Below are 23,531 nucleotides of genomic sequence, written 5' to 3' on the forward strand. Positions count from 1 at the left end.
GCAACGCTACCGATGGGCGGCGGTGCGCCACGGGAGTTGAAATGACCCTAGAGAAACGGCGGAAGGTACTGGTCTGCTCCTGCGAAGCGAGCATGCCGGACTATGGCGACAGCGTCGCGCGCGGATGCCACGGCGCCGAGGTCGAAACGGGAAACCAGTTCTGCGGCGCCGAGCTCGACCGGGTACGCGCCTTCCTGGGCGGCACCGACGCGGTGATAATCGGCTGCACCCAGCAGGCGCCGCTCTTCAGGGAGGTCGCCGAAGATCTCGGCTTCGCCGGCGAACTGGCGTTCGCGAACATCCGCGAGACGGCGGGCTGGGCTGAGACCGCGGCGCAGGCCGGGCCGAAGGCTGCCGCCCTCATGGCCATGGCCGCCGAGCCCGCCGAGGCGCCGGCGCTCGTGACACTTTCCAGCCGGGGCGTGATCCTGATCTATGGCCGTGACGAGACGGCAATCGAGGCGGGGCGGCAGCTTGCCGACAAGCTCGACGTGACCGTCCTCCTGTCACGGCCGGGCGAGGTGATGCCGCACCGGGTGTGGGATTTTCCCGTGGCGAAGGGGACGATCCGCAATGCGCATGGCCATCTCGGGGCCTTCGAGCTGACGGTGGACGATTTCGCCGTGCCGTCGCCCTCCTCGCGGGAGAAGCTGCAGTTCGGACAAGCGCGCAACGGCGCGGTCTCGCATGCCGACATCGTGCTCGACCTCTCCGGGCAAACGCCGCTTTTCCCGGCCCATGAATTGCGCGACGGCTATATCCGGGTCGATCCCGGCGACCGGGCGTCAATTGCCGAGGCGATCTGGAAGGCCGCCGACATGGTGGGCGAGTTCGACAAGCCGCGCTTCATCGATTTCTCCGATTCCCTGTGCGCCCATTCGCGGTCGCGTATCACCGGCTGCACGCGCTGCCTCGACCTGTGCCCGACGGGCGCGATCGCGCCGGCCGGCGACCACGTTGCGATCGATGCGGAAGTCTGTGCCGGATGCGGCAATTGCGCGGCCGTCTGCCCCACGGGTGCGGCCGCTTACGCCTTGCCGGCCGCCGACGCGCTTTTGCGGCGGGTTCGCACACTTCTCCTCACCTACCGAAATGCGGGAGGTCATGAGCCGGTCGTGCTGTTCCACGATACCGGCCACGGGGAGCCACTGATCGACGCGCTCGCCCGTTTCGGGCCCGGACTCCCGGCCAATGTCCTGCCGGTGGCGGTGAACGAGATCACGCAACTCGGCATTGAAGCCTGGGCCGCTTCCGTGGCGTGGGGCGCCTCCGCGGTCAGGGCGCTCGGCCCCGCCAAGCCGAAACACGATTTGGCGGGTCTTGCGGCAAACATCACCATCGCGAACCTTCTGACCCACTCCCTCGGCTATGGCTCAGAGGCCTGCGGATTGATCGAAGCCGACGATCCCGACATCCTTCGCTCTGCGCTCGACCAGGTGGTCCCCGGCACCCCTTCGTCCCGGCCGGCGACATTTCTGCCTGTCGGCAAGAAACGGGACCTTCTGAGAAACACGATGGTCGAATTGCACCGTGCCGCGCCGATGCAGACCGACCGTGTGTCGCTGCCGGCCGGCGCTCCCTTCGGAAGCCTCGACGTCAACACAGACGGGTGCACGCTGTGCCTTTCATGTGTATCGGCCTGTCCGACAGGTGCGCTCTCCGACAGCGAGGACAAGCCGGCCCTCTATTTCGCCGAGAGCGCCTGCGTGCAATGCGGGCTTTGCGCGGCCACCTGCCCGGAGGACGTGATCCGGCTTGCGCCGCAGCTCGATTTTGAGGCCTGGAGGGCGCCGCGCCGGCTGGTGAAGGAGGAAGAGCCCTACTGCTGCATCCGCTGCGGCAAGCCGTTCGGCACGAAGAGCACGGTCGAGCGCATCGTTGCCACGCTCGAAGGCAAGCACTGGATGTTTGCGGGCGAGAACGCGCGGCGAATCGACGTGGTGCGGATGTGCGACAATTGCCGGGTCGAGGCGGTGACCAACGAAGGGTTCGATCCCTATGCCAGCCCCACTCGGCCAGCACCGCGCACGTCGGAAGACTATCTGCGCGACCGCGAGACGAGTGGCGACAAGCCTGCCTGAACCCTCAGTCGGCAGTCTCCCTTTGAAGAAAGCGGATGAGGGCGGCGCGGGTTTCGTCGTTGTTGATCGTCTGTTCCGGCATCTTGGTGCCGGGCGTGTAGGTGCTCGGTCCCACCTCGAAAAGCTCCGACACCGTTTCCGGCGTCCAGACGATGTCCATGTCGCGCAGCGCCTGCGAATAGCGATAGCCCGGGACGGAGGCGATCCTGCGGCCGAAGATGCCGTGAAGGGTGGGTCCGGCGCGGTTGCCGTCTTCCGGGTCGAGCGTGTGGCAGGCGACGCAGGCGCGGAAGGCTTCCGCCCCCGGATCACCGGCGAACTCGGCCAGCGGATCGGTCTCGCCGGCCGCGACCGTGCCGATGGGCTCGCCGGTTTCGACGTTCCATTGGCGCACGACGCGGTCCGCACCGCCGGTCAGGAGCGTCTCGCCGTCCGGTGTGAAGGCAAGGGACCAGACCGGCATGCCGGGGCTGTTCAGTTCATGCACGGGCGCGAGATTCGCCGTATCGAGCAGGACGATGGCATCCCGGACGCCGGCGGCGGCAAGATGTTCTCCATTCGGTGAAGCAGCAAGCGCGACCACCGGTGCCCGGGCGACACGCGCTTCGGATAGAAGCGTGCCGTCGCGGTCGAGCACGCGCACCGTTCCATCGGCCCCGCCGAGGGCAACACGGTCGCCGGGCAGTGTCGCGAGCGTATTGAGCGGGGTGGACATGGTTACGCGCACCGGCGCCGCGCTGGCATCTTGCGGCCAGAAAATCAGATTTGCGTCGTATCCCGCGCTGACGGGTGTGCCATCGGCGAGGAAGGTCACCGCATTGACATTCCCCGCATGGCCGTCGAGCAAGCGCGCATCTCCTCCCGCAAGCGGCCAGAGCCGGACAGTGGTGTCCCACGAGGCGGAGGCGAGGATGGATCCGTCGGGCGAGACGGCGAGCGCCGTGACGGGTGCGGTATGCCCTTCGAGCACGCGGGCCGGGGCGTCCCGGCCCGGCTCCCAGATCGCAACGCGTGAATCGGCGCCGGCGGTGGCGAAGCGGCCGTCGGGCAGGACCGCGACGGCATTCACCTCGTCGCCGTGGAAAAGCAGCACCCTGCGCGCTTCGCCGGTCTCGAGCGACCACACGATGGCTCTCGTGTCAAAGCTGCCGGTGATCGCGGCCGTTCCCTCCGGCGCCACGGCGATCGCCCGCACCGGGCCACCATGGCCTCTGAGTTCCATCCCGTCCGCCGCCGTGCTGAGCAGGAGGAGGGCGGCAGCCAGGAAGCGTGGAGCGCGTCTCATATGCATTGCGTAGCGAATCATTCCGTGTTCCGCTAGCCGGGCAGCTTTGCGAAGCTACCTTAAAAGAGATCAACCCGACGGTTCGACCGTCCCAGACTATCGAGGCAATCTATGACCCGGAACATGGAAGTCGATCCCTTCAACGTGTCCATGCGCAAATTCCTGAAGCAGGTCGGCGTCACCTCCCAGCAGGCCATCGAGAAGGCCGTCGAGGAGGCGGGACTGCAGGGCAAGGGGACTCTGACCGTGAAGGCCGTGATCACGGCGGAGGGCACGCCCTTGAACCATGTGGTGGAAGGCGAAATCGATCTCGGCTGATCGCCGGGGCTATGCCGCACCATGGCCGTTCAGGTGAAGATCCGGAAGGTCAGGTGTAGAAGCGGATCTTTCCTGCCGGGGTCGCGTCATATCCCGTGAGCTCTCCGGCGCGGCCGCTGAGGCCACCCTGGGCCAGGAAGGTGATCAAAGCCTGGAGCGACGGCTGGAAATAGGTCCGCTGGCGCATCAGCAGATCGAAGTTCTCCCATAGCAACGGCACGAATTCGAGGCCGGCTGCGCGCGCTGCCGCGCGGGTCGCGACCCCGCAATCGGCCTGGCCGGTACGGATCGCGGCCGCAAGGTCCGGGCCCGTCAGGCACGGCGGTTCGAGCCGGTTCAGCTCGTTCTGGCCGGCGCCGGCGTTGGCCAGCAGGACGTCGAGCAGCATGCGCGCACCGGCTCCCGGCTGGCGCACCGCCATTTTCGCCCCGCTCTCCAGGACATCGGCGAGCGTTCGAAGCTGGCGCGGATTGCCGGTCGCGACCAGAAGGCCCTGTTCGCGCCGCACGAACCCGACCAGCACCGCATCGTGCAGCCGCGGCATCGCCCGCACGGCGGCGATATTCGCCTCCGCGCCCAGCGCCTCGCCGTGGAAATGAATGGCCGCGGCGGCGACCTCGCCGCGCATCAGCCGGCCGACGCCGCTCTCGGTGCCTTCCGTTAGAGATGCGAGGCCGGAGCCGGACTGGCGCAACGCCCATTCAAGCAGGTCGTCCTGGCTGCCTCCGACGATCGGCGGGGGTGCCGCCGGCACCATGCCTTCGGGGCGCGTGAGCCCGGAGAGGACCCAGCGGTCGAGCTCATGGCGCGGAAACAGCCATTTGCCCGTAACCTTGCTGCACGGGATGGCGTTGTCGGCGACCAGCTCATAGAGCTTGCGTTCGCCGAGGCGCAGATATTCCGCAGCTTCGCTCGTCGTGAGAAAATCCATCTGCATATCTATGCATATTTCAGCTTGAATTCAAATATTTGACTCCTCTGGAGAAATTGCAGCAAAAGACCGCCGGGAGGTGCGCATGCAGGAAAGCTTGAGCGCGTGGCAGCTTATTGCGAGCGGTGATGCGACGCTGTTCGCGATCGTGCGTCTGTCGCTGATGGTCAGCCTGTCGGCCGCGGCCATCGCCGGGCTCGTCGGCCTGCCGCTTGGCGCGATCCTGGCTCTGACGCGCTTTCCCGGCCGCAACGCGGTCATCGTCGTGCTCAATGGGTTCATGGGCCTGCCGCCCGTCGTGGTCGGCCTCGCAGTCTATCTGCTTCTGTCGCGCTCAGGACCACTCGGCGCCTTGGGGCTCCTGTTCACGCCGACCGCCATGATCATCGCCCAGTCGCTTCTGGTGCTGCCCATCGTCGCAGCGCTGGCGCGGCAAACCATCGAGGACCTGTGGAGCGAATATGGGGACGAGCTCACCGCCATGGGGGTGGGGCCGTCGGGCCGGGTGGCGACGCTGCTGTGGGACGGCCGCTTCAGCCTGATCACCGCGATGCTGGCCGGCTTCGGGCGGGCGGCGGCGGAAGTCGGAACGGTGATGATCGTCGGCGGCAATATCGAAGGTTTTACGCGGACCATGACGACGGCGATCGCTCTCGAGACGTCGAAGGGGAACCTTCCGCTCGCCATGGGTCTCGGCCTCATCCTCATCGGCCTCATCCTCGCCATCAACGCCGCCGCCTGGGGGGTGCGCGTGTGGTCCGAGCAACGGGCGGGGTGATGATGCGCGCCGCACTCAGCGACCTGCCTCTCGTCCTAGACCGGGTGTCGTTGCGCGCCGGCGCGACGGCCATCTTGGACCGGGTGAGCCTGACCCTCGGTCCCGGCGCGCCCACCCTCGTCGTCGGCCCGAACGGTTCCGGCAAGACGTCGCTCCTGCGGATTTGCATGGGGCTCACCGCGCCCACCGAGGGGACCGTGCGTTGGGGAGGGCGCAGTGAAACCCGCCCGACGCGCCGCGCATTCCTGTTTCAGGAGCCGGTGATGCTGCGCCGCTCGGCTGCCGCGAACATCGCCTATGGCCTGGCGCAGGCGGGCTATCCACGAGAACGCCGCGCGGCGCGCGTCGAGGAACTGCTGGATCGCGTGGGCCTCCTCGATCTCGCGGGTCGGCCCGCGCGGCGTCTTTCCGGCGGCGAGCAGCAGCGCCTGGCGCTCGCCCGGGCGCTGGCGCGCGAGCCGGAGATCCTGCTGCTCGACGAGCCCACCGCCAGCCTGGACCCGGCCGCCACCCGCCACGTCGAGGAGATCGTCCTGATGGCCGCCCGTTCAGGCACCAAGATCGTCATGGCCTCGCACGATCTGGGCCAGGTGCGCCGGCTCGCCGGCGACGTTCTTTTCATGGTCCGCGGCCGCCTGTGCGAACAGGCGGATGCTGCGGATTTCTTCGATCGTCCAACGACACCCGAGGCCGCCGCCTTCATCCGCGGCGATCTCGTCCTTTAACAATCAGGAGGGATTTATGCCGAACCGTCTGCTGGTTTCCGCAATCGCCGCGACAGCGCTTCTGTTTTCCGCGGGCCTTTCAGCCATCGCGCAGGATAAATCGATCGTCGTGGCATCGACGACGTCCACGCAGGATTCCGGCCTGTTCGAGCACATCCTGCCGCTCTTCGAGCAGAAGACCGGCATCGACGTGAAGGTGGTTGCGCAGGGCACGGGCCAGGCGCTCGAAACCGGGCGGCGCGGCGATGCCGATGTCGTCTTCGTGCATGCAAAGGCACAGGAGGAAGCGTTCGTTGAAGAAGGCTTCGGGGTGGAGCGCTTCGATGTCATGTACAATGATTTCGTGCTGGTCGGCCCGAAGGACGATCCGGCCGCCATCGGGGGCTCCTCGGATGTCGCCGCAGCGCTCGAAGCCATATACGCCGCTGAGGCGCCGTTCGTTTCGCGCGGCGACAATTCCGGAACGCATAGCGCCGAACTTCGCCTCTGGAAGGAAGCCGGCATCGATATCGCGGCACAGAAGGGCAGCTGGTATCGCGAGATCGGGCAGGGAATGGGTGCCGCGCTCAACACCGCCGCGGCCATGGACGCCTATGTGCTGGCGGACCGGGGGACGTGGCTGTCGTTCGAGAACCGCCGTGATCTGGACGTTTTGGTGGAGGGCGACAAGCGGCTTTTCAACCAGTATGGCGTCATCCTCGTCAATCCGGAAAAACATCCGAGCGTGAAGGCCGAACCCGGTCAGCAATTCATCGACTGGCTGATCTCGCGGGAAGGGCAGGAGGCCATCGGCGAATATGCGATCGACGGAGAACAATTGTTCTTTCCGAATGCCGAGCGGGAACGCTCCTGATTGCCTCGTTGCCGGCCAACTGCTGTTGCAAACGCAAGCGCATCTGGCACATCATGCGGGGATGAACAGTTTTGAGCCTTCCCAAGGCGCGCTGACCAGCTTCGAATCAGCTCTTGCCGCATTGTTGGACGGGCTCGCGCCCGTCCCTCCGACATGTTTGCCGCTTTCCGAGGGGCTCGGCCGCATTGCCGCCGAGATGCGGCCGCTGCGTGACGCGCTGCCGCCGCGCAGCATCGCGGTCATTGACGGATGGGCCTTTCGCGCGCTCGATCTGGCGGGAGCCTCCGCCTACGCGCCGGTGCCGCTCGGGTCTCCGCCGGTCTGGGTCGAGGCGGGCGAGGCAATGCCGGAGGGATGCGACTGCGTTCTGGAGGCCGATCTGGTGGATTGCAGCGGGCCGATGGCGCAAGTCTTTGCCGAGGCCATTCCGGGTAGAGGCATCCGCCGCGCCGGCGAAGACATGGCGGCGGAACGGCCGGCGAGTTTGCCGGGCCGCAGGCTGTCTGCCGTGGATCTGCTGGCCTTGCGCAGTGCCGGGCTTAAGGAGGTCGCTGTGCGCGCGCCGCCTCTGCGCGTCATTGATGTCACTGCGGCAAGCAGCGCCGGGCTGACGGCCCGGTTCGTGCTTGAAAGCGCGGTGGCTGCTGGCGCGGCGGTGGCCTGTATCGAGACCGTGGGCCGCGACGCGAAAAGCATTGCCGGGGCGCTCGACGGGAGCCCGTGCGATCTCATCCTCCTGATCGGTGGCACGGGCGCGGGCCGCACCGACGCCACGGCGGACGCGCTTGCCGCGCGCGGAGCGCTGGTGGCGCACGAGATCGCACTGCAGCCCGGCCAGACGGCGGCGGTCGGCCGGCTCGGCGATTTGCCGGTCGTCGCTCTGCCCGGCGCCCCCGATCAGGCCTTCGCCGCGTTTCTCGCACTGGTTCAGCCGATCATCGACCGGCTCGCCGGCCGGTCGGCGAGTCGCGGGATGGTGCTGCCGCTGGCGCGCAAGGTTTCATCGGCTGTGGGCATGGCCGAACTGGTGGTGGTAAAACGCGAAGAGGCGGCCTGGATGCCGCTTGCCGCCGGCGACCTTTCGCTGGATCAGATGCGCATGGCCGACGCGTGGTTTATTGTACCGGGCGAGAGCGAAGGACATGCCGCGGGAACTCCCGTCGAGGCGCTCCCGCATCGAGATTTCACATGAGCCTGCTGCAATGACCGACACGCCGAGTTCTTCCGATTTCTCCGACCGCCAGGGAATCGGCCAGGACCAGTTCCTCACGATCCTGTCGCGGGAGGAGGCGCTCGCCCGCTTCGAGGCTGCGCTGTTTCCGCGCGCCATCACGGCGGAGGCGCGGCCCCTGGCCGACGCGCTGGGGCTGGCGCTTGCGGAAAACGTCGTCGCGCCGATCGACGTGCCGCCCTTCGACCGCTCGAATGTCGATGGTTTCGCGGTGCGTTCGTCGGACATTGCCGAAGCGACGGAAGGGCGCCCCGTCCGGCTCACGCTCAACGGGGAAACGATCGCCTGTGGCGTCACGCCCGAACTGACCGTTGCCGCCGGCACCGCGACTCCCATCTCTACGGGCGGGCCTGTGCCGCGCGGCGCGGACGCGATCGTCATGGTCGAGTACACGCATCCCGCCGAGGGCGGCGCCATCGAGATCCGGCGCAGCGCCTCGCCCGGCCAGTTCGTCTCCTATGCCGGTTCCGACATCGCCCGGGGCGAGGTCTTGCTGCGGGCCGGCACGGTGATCGGCTCCCGCGAGATCGGAATGCTCGCCGCATGCGGCGAGCATTCCGCCCCGGTGGCGCGGAAGCCGCGCGTTGCGGTGCTTTCGACCGGGGATGAGCTCGTTCAGCCCGGTGCGCCGCTGCCCTCCGCCGGCATCTACGACACCAACGGTGCCATCGTGACGGCCGCCATTGCCGAAAATGGCGGCGAGGCGGCGTTCCTCGGCAGCTTTCCCGACGACGAGGCGCGGCTGGAAGCTGCGATGCGGCAGGCGCTGGCCGAAAACGACATGCTGGTCCTGTCCGGCGGGACGTCGAAGGGCGCGGGCGATGTCAGCCACCGCATCGTCTCGCGGCTCGGCAAGCCGGGCATCATCGCGCACGGGGTCGCGCTGAAGCCGGGCAAGCCGCTTTGCCTCGCCGTCTGCGACGGCAAGCCGGTCGTCATCCTGCCGGGGTTCCCGACCTCGGCCATGTTCACCTTTCACGACATGATCGCTCCGGTCCTGCGCCGGATGGCCGGCCTGCCGCCCAGAGCCGATATGCAGGTTACGGCGCGGGTGCCGCTGCGCATCGCTTCAGAGCTTGGCCGCACCGAATTCGTCATGGTGTCGCTGGTCAAGGGAGAGGAGGGGAACCTCGTGGCCTATCCGACCGGCAAGGGCTCGGGCGCCATAACCTCCTTCGCCCAGGCCGACGGCTTCATCCGCATCGAAGCGCTGGCGGATCACATGCCGTCGGGCAGCAAGGCCGAGGTGACGCTTTTCACGCCGCAGGTGCGGGTGCCGGACCTCGTCATCATCGGCAGCCACTGCACCGGGCTCGACCGCATCGTGACGCCGCTCGTGGCAGGGGGACGCACCGTGCGCATCCTCGCCGTCGGCAGCCTTGGCGGGCTCGCCGCGGCACGCCGGGGCGAATGCGACCTCGCGCCGATCCATCTCATGGAGGAGAAGACGGGGCGCTACAACGAGCCTTTCCTGGAGCCGGGGCTTGAGCTGGTGCCCGGCTGGCGGCGGATGCAGGGCATCGTCTACCGCCCGGGTGACGAGCGATTCGAGGGGCTGGATGCGCGAGAGGCCCTGCGCGCGGCGCTCGGCGATCCGACCTGCCTGATGGTCAACCGCAACCAGGGTGCGGGGACGCGCATCCTGATCGATTCCCTGCTCGGTGGGGCCCGGCCGGACGGCTATTGGAACCAGCCCCGCTCGCACAACGCGGTGGCGGCGGCGGTCGCGCAAAAGCGCGCGGACTGGGGGGTCACCATCGAGCCCGTTGCTGAGGGAGCGGGGCTCGGCTTCATTCCGCTTGCCGAGGAGCACTATGATTTCGCGCTGGTCACGTCACGGAAGGACCGGCCTGCCGTCACGGCCTTTCTCGCGGCGCTGCAGTCGGAAGAGGGTGGAAAGGCGCTGGAGGAGGCGGGGTTCCGCAGGACGATTGCGGGAGAGGCGATTTGAGACCCTAGAACAGACTGCAATCCCCGGTCATTCTTCTTCATCAAGTGCCTGTGATTCCGAAAGCGCATCACATTAAAGCAGGAGGAAGATTTGGTTCAGGGCCTCAGTCACATCACCTTCATTGTCCGCGACCTCGATCGTATGCAGGAAATTCTCACAAGAGTCTTCGACGCCCGCAAGGTCTATGACAGCGGTTCGGAGAGCTTCTCTCTTTCCAAAGAGCGTTTTTTCCTCATTGGAAAAGGAGAGGAGCCGATCTGGGTTGTAGCGATGGAAGGCGAGCCGCTTCCGACACGGACCTATAACCACGTTGCTTTCAAGATCGCCGACCATCAATACGAGGACTACTTGCAACGCATTCGTGGACTCGGCCTGGAGGTCCGAGAAGGGCGCTCACGCGTGTCTGGCGAGGGGCAATCGATCTATTTCTATGACGACGATAACCACATGTTCGAGCTGCATACAGGCACGCTTGACGAGCGTTTGAAGCGCTATGCGGAAGGACGCTAGCCCCCAGCCCTGAACCCCGCTGATTGGCAGCAAATGCGCGAGGCCGTTTCGGGCCGGTTGAACAGGTTCCGTCGGCGTGACCCTCACTGCTCGACAAGCCGGGCGAGGCGTTCGGCCTCGGCAAGGTCGTCCAGCGTATTGGCGTTGAAGAACGGGTCGACCGGTTCGATCGGCCAGGAAACGGTCGCGAGCCGGTAATTGGCGGTCCAGCGGTCGATCTTGCGCATTCCTTCCATAAGCGCCCGGCGCAGATCGTGCCTGAGAGCGACGCTCCAAAGGCCGATCACCGGGTGCGACCGGTCCGCCGTTGCCGCGACGCAAAGCTGCGCGTCTTCCGCGACCCGCGCCTGGTGGAAGCGCGCAACGAGATCGCGCGGCAGGAACGGGCAGTCGCCGGCAACGCTCACGACCCATTCCGCTTGCACTCGGTTCCCGGCCGACCAATCGAGCGCGGCGAGCACGCCGGCGAGCGGGCCGGGATAATCCTCCACCGTGTCCGCGACGACCGGCAGGCCGAAGCGGGCGAAGCGGGCGGGGTCGCCATTGGCGTTCAGCAGGAGCCCATCGCATTGCGGCGCGAGGCGGGCGATGACGTGATCGAGGATGGCGCGTCCGCCGATCTCCCGCATCGGTTTGTCACCGCCGCCCATGCGCCGGGCGAGCCCGCCCGCCAGGATGACGCCGACCGTTGCGGAGCGCTCAATCGTCATGTCTGCTGGCCTTGCGTTGAATGCGCGCCGGCTCCTCCTCGACGGCAGCCGGATCATCGTCGAAGACGATCCGCTCCTGGCCCGACAGGACGGCGAACCTCTTGCCGCGCGCGCGGCCGACGAGCGTCAGGCCGGCCTGCCTCGCAAGGTCCACGCCCCAGGCGGTGAAGCCGGAGCGCGAGACGAGGATCGGGATGCCCATGCGCACCGTCTTGATGGTCATTTCCGAGGTCAGCCGGCCGGTCGTATAGAGGATCTTGTCGCCCGCATCGACGCCGTTCTGGTACATCCAGCCGGCGATCTTGTCGACGGCGTTGTGGCGCCCGACATCCTCCATATAGCAGATCGGCGTGTCTTCCTTGCAGAGCACGCAGCCATGGATGGCGCCGGCCTCCAGATAGAGCGAAGGCGTGGTGTTGATGGTGCGGGTCAACCGGTAAAGCCAGGAGGTGCGCAATTCGGCCTCCGGCAGGGTGATGGTCTCGAGCGCCTCCATGAGATCGCCGAAGGCGGTGCCCTGGGCGCAGCCCGAGGTCAGCGTCTTCTTCTTCAGCTTCTGCTCGAAATTGGTTCCGCTTCCGGTGCGCACGACCACCACCTGAAGGTCGTCGTCATAGTCGATCCCGGTCACGAGATCGGTCGGCTTGAGCATGTTCTGGTTGAGCAGATAGCCGAGCGCCAGATATTCTGGATAGTCGTTGATCGTCATCATGGTGACGATCTCCTGCGAATTCAGATAGAGGGTCAACGCACGCTCGACCGGAACGCTCACTTCCACCGGGTTTCCCATGTGGTCCATGCCGCTGACCCGCTCGGTCAGCCGCGGGTTTTCCGGATCCGGCATGACCACGCTGACGTGGCTCTTGATCTTATGCATGACGCTCTCGCAGAATGGGTGTTCGTCGCCGCAGCGATCGGGATTTGCTGCCAAACTCGCATGAAAACGCTCGCGCGTCAGCCTTTCGTTCCTATAGTAGCGGGCGAATACGTCCAACGTCGATCGGCGCGCGCAAGTGGAAACGGTATATCAGGATGGCGCAACTTTCTGACGACTGCTTTGCTTTCGGCGGGCCGCTGAAATCCGTCGACGAAACGGTCGCGCTCCTCACCTCGCGTCTGGAAGCGGTGGAGGAGACCGAGACCGTATCGCTCGGGTCCGCCGACGGGCGTGTCCTCGCCGAAGACGTGATGGCCCCGCTTGCATTGCCGCCCTTCACCAATTCCGCGGTGGACGGTTACGCCGTGAGCGGCGCCAATCTGCCGCAGACCGGGGAACGGGCTTATCCCCTCGCGGGCAGGCTCGAGGCCGGCATGGCGCCGGGATCGCCGGTCCCCGAGGGCCGGGTCGTGCGCATATTCACCGGTGCCGCAATGCCCGAGGGAACCGACACGGTCTTCATGCAGGAGGATGTCCGCCTGGACGAGACCGGGAGGGCGATTCTCCCGCCCGGCCTCAAACAGGGCGCCAATGTGCGCCCCGCAGGCGAGGATATCGCCGCTGGAAAGACCGTTTTGCGGGCCGGCCATCGCATGCGCCCCCAGGACGTCGCGCTCGCCGCAGCCATGGGCTTGTCCGAGGTCACCGTCCGCCGGCGCATACGCGTTGCGGTGTTCTCGACGGGCAACGAGATCGTCGCGCCGGGCCGGCAGCGCAGCCCGACGCAGCTTTTCGATTCCAACCGTTTCATGCTGATCGCCATGCTGGGCCGGCTCGGCTGCCATGTCACCGATCTCGGCATCCTCCGCGACGACCCCGATGCGATTGCCGACAGCCTGCTGACCGCTGCTACGGCGCACGACATGATTCTCACCTCGGGCGGGGTCTCCACCGGTGAGGCCGATTACGTCAAGCAGAGCGTCGAGCAGGTCGGCTCGCTGGTTTTCTGGCGTGTCGCCATCAAGCCCGGCCGCCCCGTCGCGATGGGCGTGATTCGGGGAGCGGCTTTCATCGGACTGCCGGGGAACCCGGTGGCGAGCTTCGTCACCTTCGCCCACATAGCGCGTCCCGCCATTCTGGCCCTTGCCGGAGCGCAGCTGCCACCCCAGCTTCCTATAAGCGTCCGCGCCGCCTTCTCCTACCGCAAGAAGAAGGGCCGGCGCGAATATGTCCGAGCCAGCCTGCGCAGGGCCGAGGACGGTTCGTACGAGGCGGTGAAGTTTCCGCGCGAAGGTGCGGGTCTTCTTTCGTCGCTGGTCGAAACGGACGGCCTTGTCGAACTCGACGAGGAATGCACTGGGATCGAAGCGGGCCAAACGGTCAGTTTCATCGCTTATTCGAACCTGATCTAGTTGGTTTTCCGCCCATTGCGCGTCGCGTGTTGCGTCGCCGTGAAAGTTACCGGTTGACACACAGCGCCTCTGGAATACAAAATGCCAGATATGGAACAAAGTGGCAGCTTTCGGGATATTGCCTCTAGGTCCACGCAAGTTTCGCCTCGTCCAGGAACGCGAGGCGGCAAGGAGGAAAGCATGCTCGATAGGACCGTTCGGAACCCGTGCGAAAAGGCCGGAGGGCATGCCCTTCGTCGTGCCAAGGCGCATGGCCACCATCCAGCTTGACCTGACGGGGCTGATGTGCCCCTTGCCTGCGTTAAAAACGCGCAGGGCGCTGGGCAGGCTCAAGAGGGGAGACCGGCTTGAGGTCCATTGCACAGATCCGCTCGCAGCCGTCGATATCCCTAATCTTATTAGCGAAACGGGAGATCGCATTGAGGACATTACGCGCGATGAAGAGCGTATAATCTTCCTGATCGAGAGGCGAACGGACCCATAAAGACAGTTCCCCGACAACCTCCAGTTCTGTTAAGTGTTGGGGTCAGTATACGGTTCGCGAACGGAGGAAAACCGAACCGGTTTGCAGGTGAATGAGGAGGAACGTCTTTGCGCGACAGTGGAAGTTCCGGTGTGACTGCCGAGTTGGCGAGGAATAACTCCTCCCGCGGCGGGCGGGCAGACGCACTTCAAGATCGGCGCGGCCGCGATCGTGGCCCAAAGGGGCGTGCGATCGATGAAGACGCGTTGCATGAGGTCCGGGCGCTTCTTGGACCTCAACCGCGTCGTCGCGACCTACTCATCGAGTTCCTGCATCTGATCCAGGATCAATACGGCTGCCTTTCTGCGCCCCATCTGCGGGCGCTCGCGGAGGAAATGCGTCTGTCGCAGGCCGAGGTGTACGAGGTTGCGTCATTCTACGACCATTTCGACATCGTGAAGGAAGGCGCGGCGAAGCCTGCGCCTCTCACGATCCGCGTCTGCGATTCCATAAGCTGCATGCTGGCGGGAGCCGAGACTCTCTTGGAGAAGCTTTCCGCATCCGTCGATCCGCAGGATATCCGCGTGGTGCGTGCGCCATGCATGGGCCGCTGCGCCACCGCGCCGGCAGCACGCATCGGTGACCGCGAGGTCGATCATGCCGATGCCGATGCGCTCGTCGAAATGGCGCGTTCGGGCGATGTGGGGGTTGCGGTTCCCGACTATATCGGGCTCGACGCCTACAAGGCTTCGGGCGGCTACCAGCTTCTGCAGAAGGTGAGGGCAGGGGAGACCCCTGCCGACGAAATCATCGAGACGATGCAGAATGCGGGCTTGCGTGGTCTGGGCGGGGCAGGGTTCCCGGCCGGCAGGAAATGGAGCATCGTGCGCTCCTTCCCCGGCCCGCGACTGATGTCGATCAATGGCGACGAGGGCGAGCCGGGAACCTTCAAGGACCGCTTCTATCTGGAAACGGACCCGCACCGCACGCTGGAGGGCGCCTTGATCGCCGCCCATGCGGTCGAAGCCGAGCGCATCTATTTCTACATGCGCGACGAATATCCCGCGGTCCTGCAGATCCTACGCACCGAGATCGCCGCACTGGAAGAAGCCGGCATCGCAACGCCCGGATTCATCGAGCTGCGCCGGGGGGCCGGCGCCTATATCTGCGGTGAGGAAAGCGCGATGCTGGAGAGCATCGAGGGCAAGCGCGGCCTGCCGCGCCATCGCCCGCCCTATATCGCCGAGGTCGGCCTGTTCGGCCGCCCGACGCTCAACCACAATGTCGAGACGCTGTGGTGGGTTCGTGACATCGTCGAGAAGGGCGCCGGGTGGTTCGCCGAACAGGGTCGGCCCGAGCATCCGGGGCTCCGTTCCTGGTCGGTTTCGGGTCGTGTCCGCGAGCCGGGGGTAAAGCTTGCGCCGGCCGGCGTTACCGTGCGCGAGCTGATCGACGACTATTGCGGCGGCATGGCGGAAGGCCACGAGTTCAAGGCCTATCTGCCGGGCGGCGCCTCCGGCGGTGTCCTGCCGGCGTCGATGGGCGACATTCCGCTCGATTTCGGCGGCGAGCTCGCCGAGCAGGGAGCCTTCGTCGGCTCGCACGCGGTCGTGATCTTCTCGCAGGCGGACAACATCAAGGACGTGACGGTCAACCTCTTGAAGTTCTTCAAGCACGAAAGCTGCGGCCAGTGCACGCCCTGTCGCGAGGGTACCGAGAAAATGGTCACGCTCCTGAAGAAGCAAGGCAAGCCCGATGAAGATGCCATCCATGACCTCGAAATGGTGATGCGCGATGCCTCCATCTGCGGGTTGGGCCAGGCTGCGCCCAATCCGGTCACCCACCTTCTGACTCATTTCCGGGACGATCTTTGACATGACCAGCAAGATCACCTTCACGCTCGACGGAAAGACTGTCACCGCCACCGAAGGCGAGACCATCTGGGAAGTGGCCAAGCGCGAAGGCACACGCATTCCACATCTGTGCCACGTCGACATGCCCGGCTACCGGCCCGACGGCAATTGTCGCGCCTGCATGGTCGATATCGACGGCGAGCGCGTGCTCGCCGCATCCTGCATCCGCAAGCCGGCGGAGGGCATGGTCGTGCGCACGGACACCGAACGCGCCGAGAAATCGCGCGAGATGGTGTTCGAGCTTCTGGCCAGCAACATGCGTCCCGCCGAGGAAGGGCCGGACAACCAGTCCCTTTTCTGGGAGTGGGCGTCCTCCATGAGCATTTCCGGAAGCGATCGCCTAGGGTCGAAATTCGCCTCAGATGATCTGGCGCCGGAGTTCGACATCACAAACCCGGCGATCGCCGTCAATCTCGATGCCTGCATCTCCTGCGGCGCTTGCGTACGCGCCTGCCGCGAGGTGCAGGTGAACGACGTGATCGGCATGGCGAACCGCGGCAATCATGCGGTGCCGGTGTTCGACATCCATGACCCGATGGGCCTTTCGACCTGTGTGACCTGTGGTGAATGCGTCCAGGCCTGTCCCACCGGCGCGCTCTACGAAAAATCGCTGATGGACAAGGAAGGCAAGACCCGCGCCGTCCAGTCCTTCGACAAGGTGGTGGATTCGGTCTGCCCGTTCTGCGGCGTCGGCTGCCAGACCAAGGTGGCGGTGAAGGACAACAAAATCGTCCAGGTCGACGGCCGCGACGGCTATGCCAACGAGAACCGGCTTTGCGTCAAGGGCCGCTTCGGTTTCGACTACGTCATGTCTCCCGAGCGGCTGACGAAGCCGCTCATCCGGCGCGATGACGCACCCAAGTCCGCCGATATCGACCTGCGCGGCGTCGATCCGCTCACCGTTTTCCGCGAGGCGAGCTGGGAAGAGGCGCTTGAGCGTGCAGCCGGCGGCCTGACCGCGCTTCTGAAAGCCCATGGTGGCAAGGCGCTGGCCGGCTTCGGTTCGGCCAAGGGCTCGAACGAGGAGGCCTACCTTTTCCAGAAGCTGGTGCGGCAGGGCTTCGGCACCAACAATGTCGACCACTGCACGCGCCTTTGCCACGCATCCTCGGTGGCCGCGCTCATGGAAGGGGTCGGCTCCGGTGCCGTCTCGGCGCCGTTCAACGACGCGCTCAAGGCGGATTGCATCGTCATCATCGGCGCGCGGCCGACCGTGAACCATCCGGTGGCCGCGACCTATTTCAAGCAGGCGGCCAAAGGCGGCAAGAAGCTGATCATCATGGATCCGCGCCGCCAGGACCTGATGCGGCATGCCAGTCATGCGCTGGAATTCAAGCCGGGCACGGACGTCGCCATGCTGAACGCGCTGATCCATGTGATCGTCGAGGAGAAGCTCTACGACGAGCAGTACATCCAGGCCAATGTGTCGGGTTTCGAGGCGCTGAAGGAGAAGGTGAAGGACTTTTCGCCCGAGGCGATGGCGGAAGTCTGCGGCATCGACGCCGAGGTGCTGCGCGACGTCGCCCGGACCTACGCCAAATCCGAGCGCTCGATCATCTTCTGGGGCATGGGCATCTCCCAGCACACACACGGAACCGACAATTCCCGCTGCCTGATCGCGCTGGCGCTGATCACCGGCCATGTCGGCCGGCCCGGCACCGGGCTCCACCCGCTGCGCGGCCAGAACAACGTCCAGGGCGCCTCGGACGCGGGCCTCATCCCGATGTATTTCCCCGACTACAAATCGGTCGAGTCCGTCGATATCCGCAGCCAGTACGAGAATTTCTGGGGCCAGACGCTGGATCCCAAGCGCGGCCTCACCGTGGTGGAGATCGTCGACGCCATCCATGAGGGCGAGATCAAGGGTATGTATATACAGGGTGAGAATCCGGCCATGTCGGACCCTGACCAGACCCATGCGCGTGAGGCGCTCGCAATGCTCGACCATCTGGTGGTGCAGGATATCTTCATGACCGAGACCGCATGGCACGCCGATGTGGTTCTGCCCGCCTCGGCCCACGCCGAGAAGATCGGCACATACACCAACACCAACCGCCAGGTGCAGATCGGTCGCCCCGCGCTGGATCCGCCCGGTGAGGCCAGGCAGGATTGGGAACTGATCGTCGAGATTGCCAGACGCATGGGGCTCGACTGGAAGTATGAGCAGGTTTCCGACGTCTATACGGAAATGGCGAGCATGATGCCCTCTCTCCGCAACATCTCCTGGGAGCGCGTGGAGCGGGAGGGCTCGGTCATCTATCCGGCCGATGCCGAAGACAAGCCGGGCAACGAGATCATCTTCACCGAGGGTTTCCCGACGCCGGACGGCCGTGGCCGCATCACACCGGCCGACCTCCTGCCTCCGGCCGAGGTGCCCGACGAGCAGTTTCCGCTCGTGCTAACGACGGGCCGTCTGCTCGAGCATTGGCACACCGGTGCGATGACGCGCCGGGCAGGCGTTCTGGACGCCATCGAGCCTTACGGGATCGCGGCGATGAACCCGCGCGAGATCGCCAGGCAGGGGCTGACGCCGGGTGACATCATTGAAGTGGAAACCCGGCGGGGAACCATCGAGGCGGTTCTGCGCGCCGACCGGGAAGTCGCCGACGGCATGGTGTTCATGCCCTTCTGCTTCAACGAGAGCCCGGCCAACCAGCTCACGAACCCCATGCTCGATCCCTTCGGCAAGATCCCGGAGTTCAAATACTGTGCCGCCCGCGTCGGGCCGGCAGCACAGATGGAAGCCGCCATGACGTGATCGCCAGCGCGCGCCGTCCGCCGGCGCGCTGGCGGCATCGCATGAAGCTTGTCGCGTTGCGATGCCTTACAATCCATCATGGCGATCCGAGCAGGCGGGCTGTTGGAAACGCCCGCGCCGCCCCGATCTCACCGCGGTAGGCGGCGAGAAGGCCGTTCGTGTCGTCAATGGTGTCGGAGACCATGCCGAGGGCAGGCGCTTGGCTTGCTGCTACCCTTCGCAATCAGGATGGCATCTGGAAGATCCCTTCACGAATACCTGAGCCGGGGTTGTCACTTCTCTTGAAGCTTCGACCGATGGCGCCAGCGAGCGTCTTGACGCCAGCCTTTCACCGCTTGCTGCCGGGTGATCCGCTGGTGGTCGAGTCGCGAGAGTGGTCGCGCATGTCTTTGCGCGGTTACTGCCGCGACCTAGATCATGATTGAGAGATCCGCCGTTCTTGGTCACGATCGCAGTGGCATTTGGACGATACAGCACGTCGGTGGCCGATTGGAGATGTGAGTTGTCCAGTGTCCCATTCCGGATGTCTTGGAGACATGCCGCGCCGCCAGGAGGAGTGATGCGACAGTATCTGATGGACCTGACCAGCCCTGGTCTGAGCCCGTTCGATCTGCGCCACTCCCTGCAGGAAGATGACAGGCGTGCGATGGATCATCGCCGGGCGCTACGGCATGCCGGGCCGGTCGCTTGCAATTGCAATGCATGCCGTGAACCTGGTCTTTGCCGCCGCCGGACCGCCCGATCGGTTCAGGCGGCGACCATGGCTCCCGCTCACCACTGCCGTGGCTTTCGCGGCGCAGGTGGCCGTCGCAGCCAAATATCTGTTTTACCAGATGCCGAAAGTGGCCAAGGCAGCGCTGCCGCAGCGGCTGTACCAGGGCGGAGCCGGTAAATCGGCGATGGGGCAGGATAGGCGCATAGCGGGTTGGGTGAGCGGTGCACTGGTTGTCGGTGCTTTCGGGCTTCTGGTATGGGCGGAAATGCGCCGGCCGCTGCGTGAGCACCGGGAAGGGAAGGTCAGGCGAAACATTCGCAACGTTGCGGTGGCGGCTCTGAGCGCCGTCACACTCCAGGCGCTGGAAAGGCCGATCGTCAATCCGCTCGCGAAACTTGTGCAGCGTCGCCGCCGGGGTTTGCTCAAGCGGTTTCGCCTCCCTGCTTGGGTCGAGAATGTCCTGGCCGTGGCGCTGTTGGATTACACGCTCTATCTCTGGCACATCATGGTCCACCGGGTGCCGTTCCTCTGGCGCTTCCATCAGGTGCATCACGCCGATCTCGACATGGACACCTCAACGGCGCTCAGGTTCCATTTCGGCGAGATGGCACTGTCGGTTCCTTATCGGGCAGCGCAGGTGGCTCTCCTTGGCATCGCGCCGCGGCCGCTTTCGATGTGGCAGACATTTCTGCTCGTCTCGGTGATGTTCCATCACTCGGACCTGCGGCTACCGCTGCCTCTGGAGCGTCGGCTCTCCCGGTTCTTCGTCACGCCGCGCATGCACGGCATTCACCACTCGATCATAGAGGACGAAGTCAACTCCAACTGGTCGAGCGGTCTGACGCTGTGGGACTGGCTGCATGGCACTTTGAGGCTCGACGTGCCGCAGAGCGAGATAGACATCGGCGTGCCGGCCTATCGCAGTCCCGATGACGTGACCTTGCCGAAACTGGTCGAAATGCCGTTCGCCGAACAGCCGCCGACCGATCGCTTGCCGTCGGGCGAGAAGCCGCGTCGATACCGGCGTTTCAGCGTCGGCAAACGGCTTCCGGGGTAGTATAACCGGCAGGCGGAGCGTGGTGCGAAGTTGCACCGAAGAGGAGCATGGGCCGTTGGCGGACCGTCGCCACCGTGGAACGGCGTGGACCAAGGTCGCGGTCGGGGCCGTGGTCGTGCTCGCGCTGGCGGTCCTGTACTGGTGGCTCTCTCAATCCGGCGCGCTTGAGACCCTCGGCGATGAGCGGGCGCTGCAGGACCAGGTCCGGCGGTTCGGTTTCTGGGGACCGTTGGCGATTATCGTGATGATTGCCGGGGCAATCATATTGAGCCCTATCCCGAGCGGCCCCATCGCTCTTGTAGCCGGTGCGGTCTACGGGCCCATCCTGGGCACGATCTATGTCGTGGCGGGAGCGGAGGCCGGAGCGATCGTCGCCTTCTCGATCGCCCGCATCTTCGGCTATGAAGCGATGCGGCACTGGTCAAGGGTGGAGCCGCTCCTCGACCTGCTGCGCAAGGACCGGTCGCAGAACTGGCTGATGGCCATCGTCTTCGCCTCGCGGCTTGTTCCCTTCATTTCCTTCGACGCCATCAGCTATGCGGCCGGGCTGACGCCGCTCGCATTCTGGCGCTTTGCGGTCGCTACGCTTGTCGGCGTCGTTCCGATCAGCTTCCTGCTCACCTATTTCGGGAAAGAGTTCATAACCGCCGATCCCACGCGCATGATGATCATAGCCGTCGCGGTCGGTGGGATCACGCTTCTGCCCATCGCGCTGAAGCTTCTGTGGGAGCGTTACAGGGATGGATGAACCAGGCGTGCCCATGGCCCTGACCTTGTCCGTCATCATCCCGGTGTGGATCCGCGGGCATGCCGGCAGCGGCTTCTCATACGCCCAGATGGCATTTTCGGCGACGAGCGGCTCTCCGCGGCGCTTGCGGCGATGCTGGAACGCCCGGCGGAGGAGCACACGCTGCGCAGCCTCGCGCAGGCGCCGGCCATGAGTCGCTCCGGCTTTGCGCTACGCTTCATGGTCACTTTGGCCAGCCGCCGCTGACCTTTCTCCGCGACCTTCGCCTGCACCAGCGGCACGCCTCCTGGAAAAACACGGACCTGTCGGCCATTCGAGCGAAGCTATTTCACCCGTGCGTTCATGGCGCTGTGCTTCAAAGACGGTCTTCTGCTCAAGGATGACCGCTCAGGGTGGTTCTGCCCAAGGCCCTCCTGTGCAACTGTCAGCATCCAGCCGGCGAGCGGAAAGAGCTGCAAGTCGGGATGTGGCAGGTTGTGGCGGCGATCGCGTCGCTGCTATGTTGACAGAACGCACGAAGATGATCCGGTGCTCCATGGCTACCCGTCTTCAGATCGAAGTCCTGGGCGGATTGAGTGTCAAATGCGGCGGACGGCCTTTGGCGCTGCCGCACTCGAAAAAGACACGCGCCCTTTTAGCCTATCTTGCGGTGGTGGGACGGCCGCAACGTCGCGAACATCTGTGTAGCCTGTTCTGGGGGCTCACGGATGATCCGCGGGCCTCATTGCGCTGGAGCCTCCACAAGCTGAGGCGGCTCACCAACACTGCGGATTGTAAGCGCCTGGTCGCCGACCGTCACTCTGTTCTGCTCGATCCGGATATGATCGACCTTGACTTCGCGAGTGTGACCAGCTTCCGGTCCGGAAAGATAAACACTTTGGATACGGTCGACCTGGAGGCGCTTGTAGCGGCGTCTCGTGGAGAATTTCTGGCCGACCTTTGCCTGCCGCGCTGCCCAAGCTTCGAGGCATGGCGGCTCTATCATCAGAACGCCGCGCGGCGATGGCACATCGAGATTCTGCGGCGGTTGGCAGAGCGGCTCCAGGATCGGCCCGAGAAACGGTCGGTTTATCAGGCCATGCTCGAAAGCCTCACCGAAGAGGAACCCGGTGAAGCCGCTGTGCTACCTGTGCCGGCATGGCACCCGGCGGAGGCCGCGTCGCGGTTTGGCCGGCCTGTGATGCCGCAAAGCTCGCAACCGCCGGAGGGCGCTATGCCGGGCTCCATGACTCCCGCTCGCCCTCAGGAGATCCGCTTCCGCACCACTCCTGACGGCGTGCGGATCGCCTATGCCGTATGTGGGCAGGGGGCGCCGATCGTGCGTGCGGCCCACTGGATGTCGCATCTCCAGTACGACTGGGAAAGCCCGGTGTGGTGCCACTGGATCGACGCGCTGTCCGACGGCATGACCCTCGTTCGCTACGACCAGCGGGGGAACGGCCTGTCCGACTGGGATGTCGGCGATATTTCGTTCGAGGCGATGTTCTCGGACCTCGAGACCGTGGTCGATGCGGCGGGGCTGCAGCGTTTCACCCTTCTGGGCGTGTCGCAGAGCTGCGCGGTTTCGGTCCGCTATGCGGTCCGGCATCCCGATCGGGTATCCGGCCTTATCCTTTATGGAGGCTTCGTCAAGGGGTGGCAGAAACGGGGGAACGACCATGAGGTGGCGACCCATGAGGCCATGACGACGCTGATGCGGGAAGGGTGGGGACAAAGCAATCCGGTGTTCCGGCGCCTCTTCACGATGACGCTCATACCGGGCGCGAGCCCGGAGCAGATGGACTGGTTCGACGAGTTGCAGCGCGTCACCGTTCGGCCCGAAAACGCCTGCCGGCTGCATTTGGCCTTCGGCGAGATCGACGTTGCGGGGTTGCTGTCGCAGGTTTCCGTTCCCACGCTTGTCTTGCACGCCCGTGACGATGCTGCCGTTCCGTTCAGTTCCGGGAGAGAGTTCGCTACGGGTATCCCCGGAGCACGATTTGTCGATCTCGACAGTGCCAACCACATCTTGCTCGCCGAAGAACCGGCCTTTGCACGCCTGATGCGGGAAGTGAAGCGGTTCGTGGCGGAAACGGCGCGGCCGTAGCGCTCGGAGGCGTGGCCGCCCTTGCCATCTTTCGGCGAGAACTTGCCAAACCTTCACCCTTACGACCCCGCCAATTTCAACGGCGAACCGCCCAATTTCGACGGTGTCTCCGACGCTGTTTTCAACGGC

General features: G+C 65.2%; 20 protein-coding genes. 16 read left to right on the forward strand and 4 right to left on the reverse strand.

The annotated features are described in order from the left end of the window. Positions 1–41 precede the first annotated feature (41 nt). Entirely contained in the window at positions 42–2,081 is a 2,040-nt protein-coding gene (locus SIN08_RS15240; RefSeq protein ID WP_322452457.1) for a 4Fe-4S binding protein, read from the forward strand. A gap of 4 nt (positions 2,082–2,085) precedes the next feature. On the opposite strand, the gene SIN08_RS15245 is transcribed toward SIN08_RS15240, so the two are convergent. Beyond that, complete coding sequence (locus SIN08_RS15245; RefSeq protein WP_322452458.1) at positions 2,086–3,387, reverse strand: c-type cytochrome; 1,302 nt, start codon at positions 3,385–3,387, stop codon at positions 2,086–2,088. Between the two features lie 90 nt (positions 3,388–3,477). On the opposite strand from SIN08_RS15245, the gene SIN08_RS15250 reads away from it, so the two are divergent. Continuing rightward, entirely contained in the window at positions 3,478–3,684 is a 207-nt protein-coding gene (locus tag SIN08_RS15250; protein WP_322452459.1) for a DUF6494 family protein, read from the forward strand. A gap of 49 nt (positions 3,685–3,733) precedes the next feature. Here the strand turns inward: SIN08_RS15250 and SIN08_RS15255 are convergent, their stop codons facing one another. Further along, positions 3,734–4,615: a helix-turn-helix transcriptional regulator gene (locus tag SIN08_RS15255; protein ID WP_322452460.1), complete on the reverse strand. Its 882-nt coding sequence runs from the start codon at positions 4,613–4,615 to the stop codon at positions 3,734–3,736. An 85-nt stretch (positions 4,616–4,700) separates the two neighbouring features. Here SIN08_RS15255 and SIN08_RS15260 point away from each other — a divergent pair, with 85 nt between their 5' ends. The 6 genes from SIN08_RS15260 (at position 4,701) to fosX (ending at position 10,663) form a co-directional block, all read left to right on the forward strand. Beyond that, positions 4,701–5,393 carry an ABC transporter permease gene (locus SIN08_RS15260; protein ID WP_322452461.1) on the forward strand — a complete coding sequence of 231 codons (693 nt, stop codon included), beginning with the start codon at positions 4,701–4,703 and terminating at the stop codon, positions 5,391–5,393. Between the two features lie 2 nt (positions 5,394–5,395). Beyond that, on the forward strand, positions 5,396–6,118 hold the full coding sequence (locus SIN08_RS15265) for an energy-coupling factor ABC transporter ATP-binding protein (protein ID WP_322452561.1): 723 nt from the start codon (positions 5,396–5,398) through the stop codon (positions 6,116–6,118). Between the two features lie 16 nt (positions 6,119–6,134). Beyond that, complete coding sequence (locus tag SIN08_RS15270; RefSeq protein WP_322452462.1) at positions 6,135–6,971, forward strand: extracellular solute-binding protein; 837 nt, start codon at positions 6,135–6,137, stop codon at positions 6,969–6,971. Between the two features lie 61 nt (positions 6,972–7,032). Next, positions 7,033–8,163: a molybdopterin-binding protein gene (locus tag SIN08_RS15275; RefSeq protein ID WP_322452463.1), complete on the forward strand. Its 1,131-nt coding sequence runs from the start codon at positions 7,033–7,035 to the stop codon at positions 8,161–8,163. 10 nt (positions 8,164–8,173) lie between these two features. Continuing rightward, positions 8,174–10,153: a molybdopterin biosynthesis protein gene (locus SIN08_RS15280; protein ID WP_322452464.1), complete on the forward strand. Its 1,980-nt coding sequence runs from the start codon at positions 8,174–8,176 to the stop codon at positions 10,151–10,153. 90 nt (positions 10,154–10,243) lie between these two features. Further along, positions 10,244–10,663 (forward strand): FosX/FosE/FosI family fosfomycin resistance hydrolase, encoded by a 420-nt coding sequence (gene fosX, locus SIN08_RS15285; RefSeq protein WP_322452465.1) that lies wholly within the window; start codon positions 10,244–10,246, stop codon positions 10,661–10,663. Positions 10,664–10,746: 83 nt separating this feature from the next. Here fosX and mobA read toward each other — a convergent pair whose 3' ends face one another. Both mobA and fdhD read right to left on the reverse strand, forming a co-directional pair. Beyond that, positions 10,747–11,373 carry a molybdenum cofactor guanylyltransferase MobA gene (gene mobA / locus SIN08_RS15290; protein WP_322452466.1) on the reverse strand — a complete coding sequence of 209 codons (627 nt, stop codon included), beginning with the start codon at positions 11,371–11,373 and terminating at the stop codon, positions 10,747–10,749. Then, the gene (fdhD, locus tag SIN08_RS15295) at positions 11,363–12,250 is read right to left on the reverse strand and encodes a formate dehydrogenase accessory sulfurtransferase FdhD (protein WP_322452467.1); all 888 of its coding nucleotides are present in this window, start codon (positions 12,248–12,250) and stop codon (positions 11,363–11,365) included. Before fdhD ends, mobA begins: the two co-directional genes overlap by 11 nt. A gap of 155 nt (positions 12,251–12,405) precedes the next feature. On the opposite strand from fdhD, the gene glp reads away from it, so the two are divergent. The 8 genes from glp (at position 12,406) to SIN08_RS15335 (ending at position 23,402) form a co-directional block, all read left to right on the forward strand. After that, positions 12,406–13,662: a gephyrin-like molybdotransferase Glp gene (gene glp / locus SIN08_RS15300; protein ID WP_322452468.1), complete on the forward strand. Its 1,257-nt coding sequence runs from the start codon at positions 12,406–12,408 to the stop codon at positions 13,660–13,662. 250 nt (positions 13,663–13,912) lie between these two features. Further along, a complete protein-coding gene (locus SIN08_RS15305; RefSeq protein WP_322452562.1) occupies positions 13,913–14,146 on the forward strand; it encodes a sulfurtransferase TusA family protein in 234 nt (77 codons plus the stop codon). A gap of 245 nt (positions 14,147–14,391) precedes the next feature. Next, positions 14,392–15,999, forward strand: coding sequence for an NAD(P)H-dependent oxidoreductase subunit E (locus SIN08_RS15310; RefSeq protein WP_322452469.1), 1,608 nt, complete (start codon positions 14,392–14,394; stop codon positions 15,997–15,999). Position 16,000: 1 nt separating this feature from the next. Beyond that, positions 16,001–18,796 (forward strand): formate dehydrogenase subunit alpha, encoded by a 2,796-nt coding sequence (gene fdhF, locus SIN08_RS15315; protein ID WP_322452470.1) that lies wholly within the window; start codon positions 16,001–16,003, stop codon positions 18,794–18,796. A gap of 641 nt (positions 18,797–19,437) precedes the next feature. Further along, complete coding sequence (locus SIN08_RS15320; RefSeq protein ID WP_322452471.1) at positions 19,438–20,568, forward strand: sterol desaturase family protein; 1,131 nt, start codon at positions 19,438–19,440, stop codon at positions 20,566–20,568. 55 nt (positions 20,569–20,623) lie between these two features. Continuing rightward, positions 20,624–21,316 (forward strand): TVP38/TMEM64 family protein, encoded by a 693-nt coding sequence (locus tag SIN08_RS15325; protein ID WP_322452472.1) that lies wholly within the window; start codon positions 20,624–20,626, stop codon positions 21,314–21,316. Between the two features lie 45 nt (positions 21,317–21,361). Then, a complete protein-coding gene (locus tag SIN08_RS15330; protein ID WP_322452473.1) occupies positions 21,362–21,562 on the forward strand; it encodes a hypothetical protein in 201 nt (66 codons plus the stop codon). A gap of 289 nt (positions 21,563–21,851) precedes the next feature. Next, positions 21,852–23,402 (forward strand): alpha/beta fold hydrolase, encoded by a 1,551-nt coding sequence (locus SIN08_RS15335; RefSeq protein ID WP_322452474.1) that lies wholly within the window; start codon positions 21,852–21,854, stop codon positions 23,400–23,402. Positions 23,403–23,531 lie beyond the last annotated feature (129 nt).

This window comes from Chelativorans sp. M5D2P16 (genome assembly GCF_034427935.1).
In the GTDB taxonomy this organism is placed as follows: Bacteria; Pseudomonadota; Alphaproteobacteria; order Rhizobiales; family Rhizobiaceae; genus Chelativorans.

Excerpts from the sequence above, each read along its gene's own strand:
- SIN08_RS15240 (WP_322452457.1), top strand. The coding sequence starts at position 42 with ATGACCCTAGAGAAACGGCGGAAGGTACTGGTCTGCTCCTGCGAAGCG.
- SIN08_RS15245 (WP_322452458.1), bottom strand. The coding sequence starts at position 3,387 with ATGATTCGCTACGCAATGCATATGAGACGCGCTCCACGCTTCCTGGCT.
- SIN08_RS15250 (WP_322452459.1), top strand. The coding sequence starts at position 3,478 with ATGACCCGGAACATGGAAGTCGATCCCTTCAACGTGTCCATGCGCAAA.
- SIN08_RS15255 (WP_322452460.1), bottom strand. The coding sequence starts at position 4,615 with ATGGATTTTCTCACGACGAGCGAAGCTGCGGAATATCTGCGCCTCGGC.
- SIN08_RS15260 (WP_322452461.1), top strand. The coding sequence starts at position 4,701 with ATGCAGGAAAGCTTGAGCGCGTGGCAGCTTATTGCGAGCGGTGATGCG.
- SIN08_RS15265 (WP_322452561.1), top strand. The coding sequence starts at position 5,396 with ATGCGCGCCGCACTCAGCGACCTGCCTCTCGTCCTAGACCGGGTGTCG.
- SIN08_RS15270 (WP_322452462.1), top strand. The coding sequence starts at position 6,135 with ATGCCGAACCGTCTGCTGGTTTCCGCAATCGCCGCGACAGCGCTTCTG.
- SIN08_RS15275 (WP_322452463.1), top strand. The coding sequence starts at position 7,033 with ATGAACAGTTTTGAGCCTTCCCAAGGCGCGCTGACCAGCTTCGAATCA.
- SIN08_RS15280 (WP_322452464.1), top strand. The coding sequence starts at position 8,174 with ATGACCGACACGCCGAGTTCTTCCGATTTCTCCGACCGCCAGGGAATC.
- mobA (WP_322452466.1), bottom strand. The coding sequence starts at position 11,373 with ATGACGATTGAGCGCTCCGCAACGGTCGGCGTCATCCTGGCGGGCGGG.
- fdhD (WP_322452467.1), bottom strand. The coding sequence starts at position 12,250 with ATGCATAAGATCAAGAGCCACGTCAGCGTGGTCATGCCGGATCCGGAA.
- glp (WP_322452468.1), top strand. The coding sequence starts at position 12,406 with ATGGCGCAACTTTCTGACGACTGCTTTGCTTTCGGCGGGCCGCTGAAA.
- SIN08_RS15305 (WP_322452562.1), top strand. The coding sequence starts at position 13,913 with ATGGCCACCATCCAGCTTGACCTGACGGGGCTGATGTGCCCCTTGCCT.
- fdhF (WP_322452470.1), top strand. The coding sequence starts at position 16,001 with ATGACCAGCAAGATCACCTTCACGCTCGACGGAAAGACTGTCACCGCC.
- SIN08_RS15335 (WP_322452474.1), top strand. The coding sequence starts at position 21,852 with ATGGCTACCCGTCTTCAGATCGAAGTCCTGGGCGGATTGAGTGTCAAA.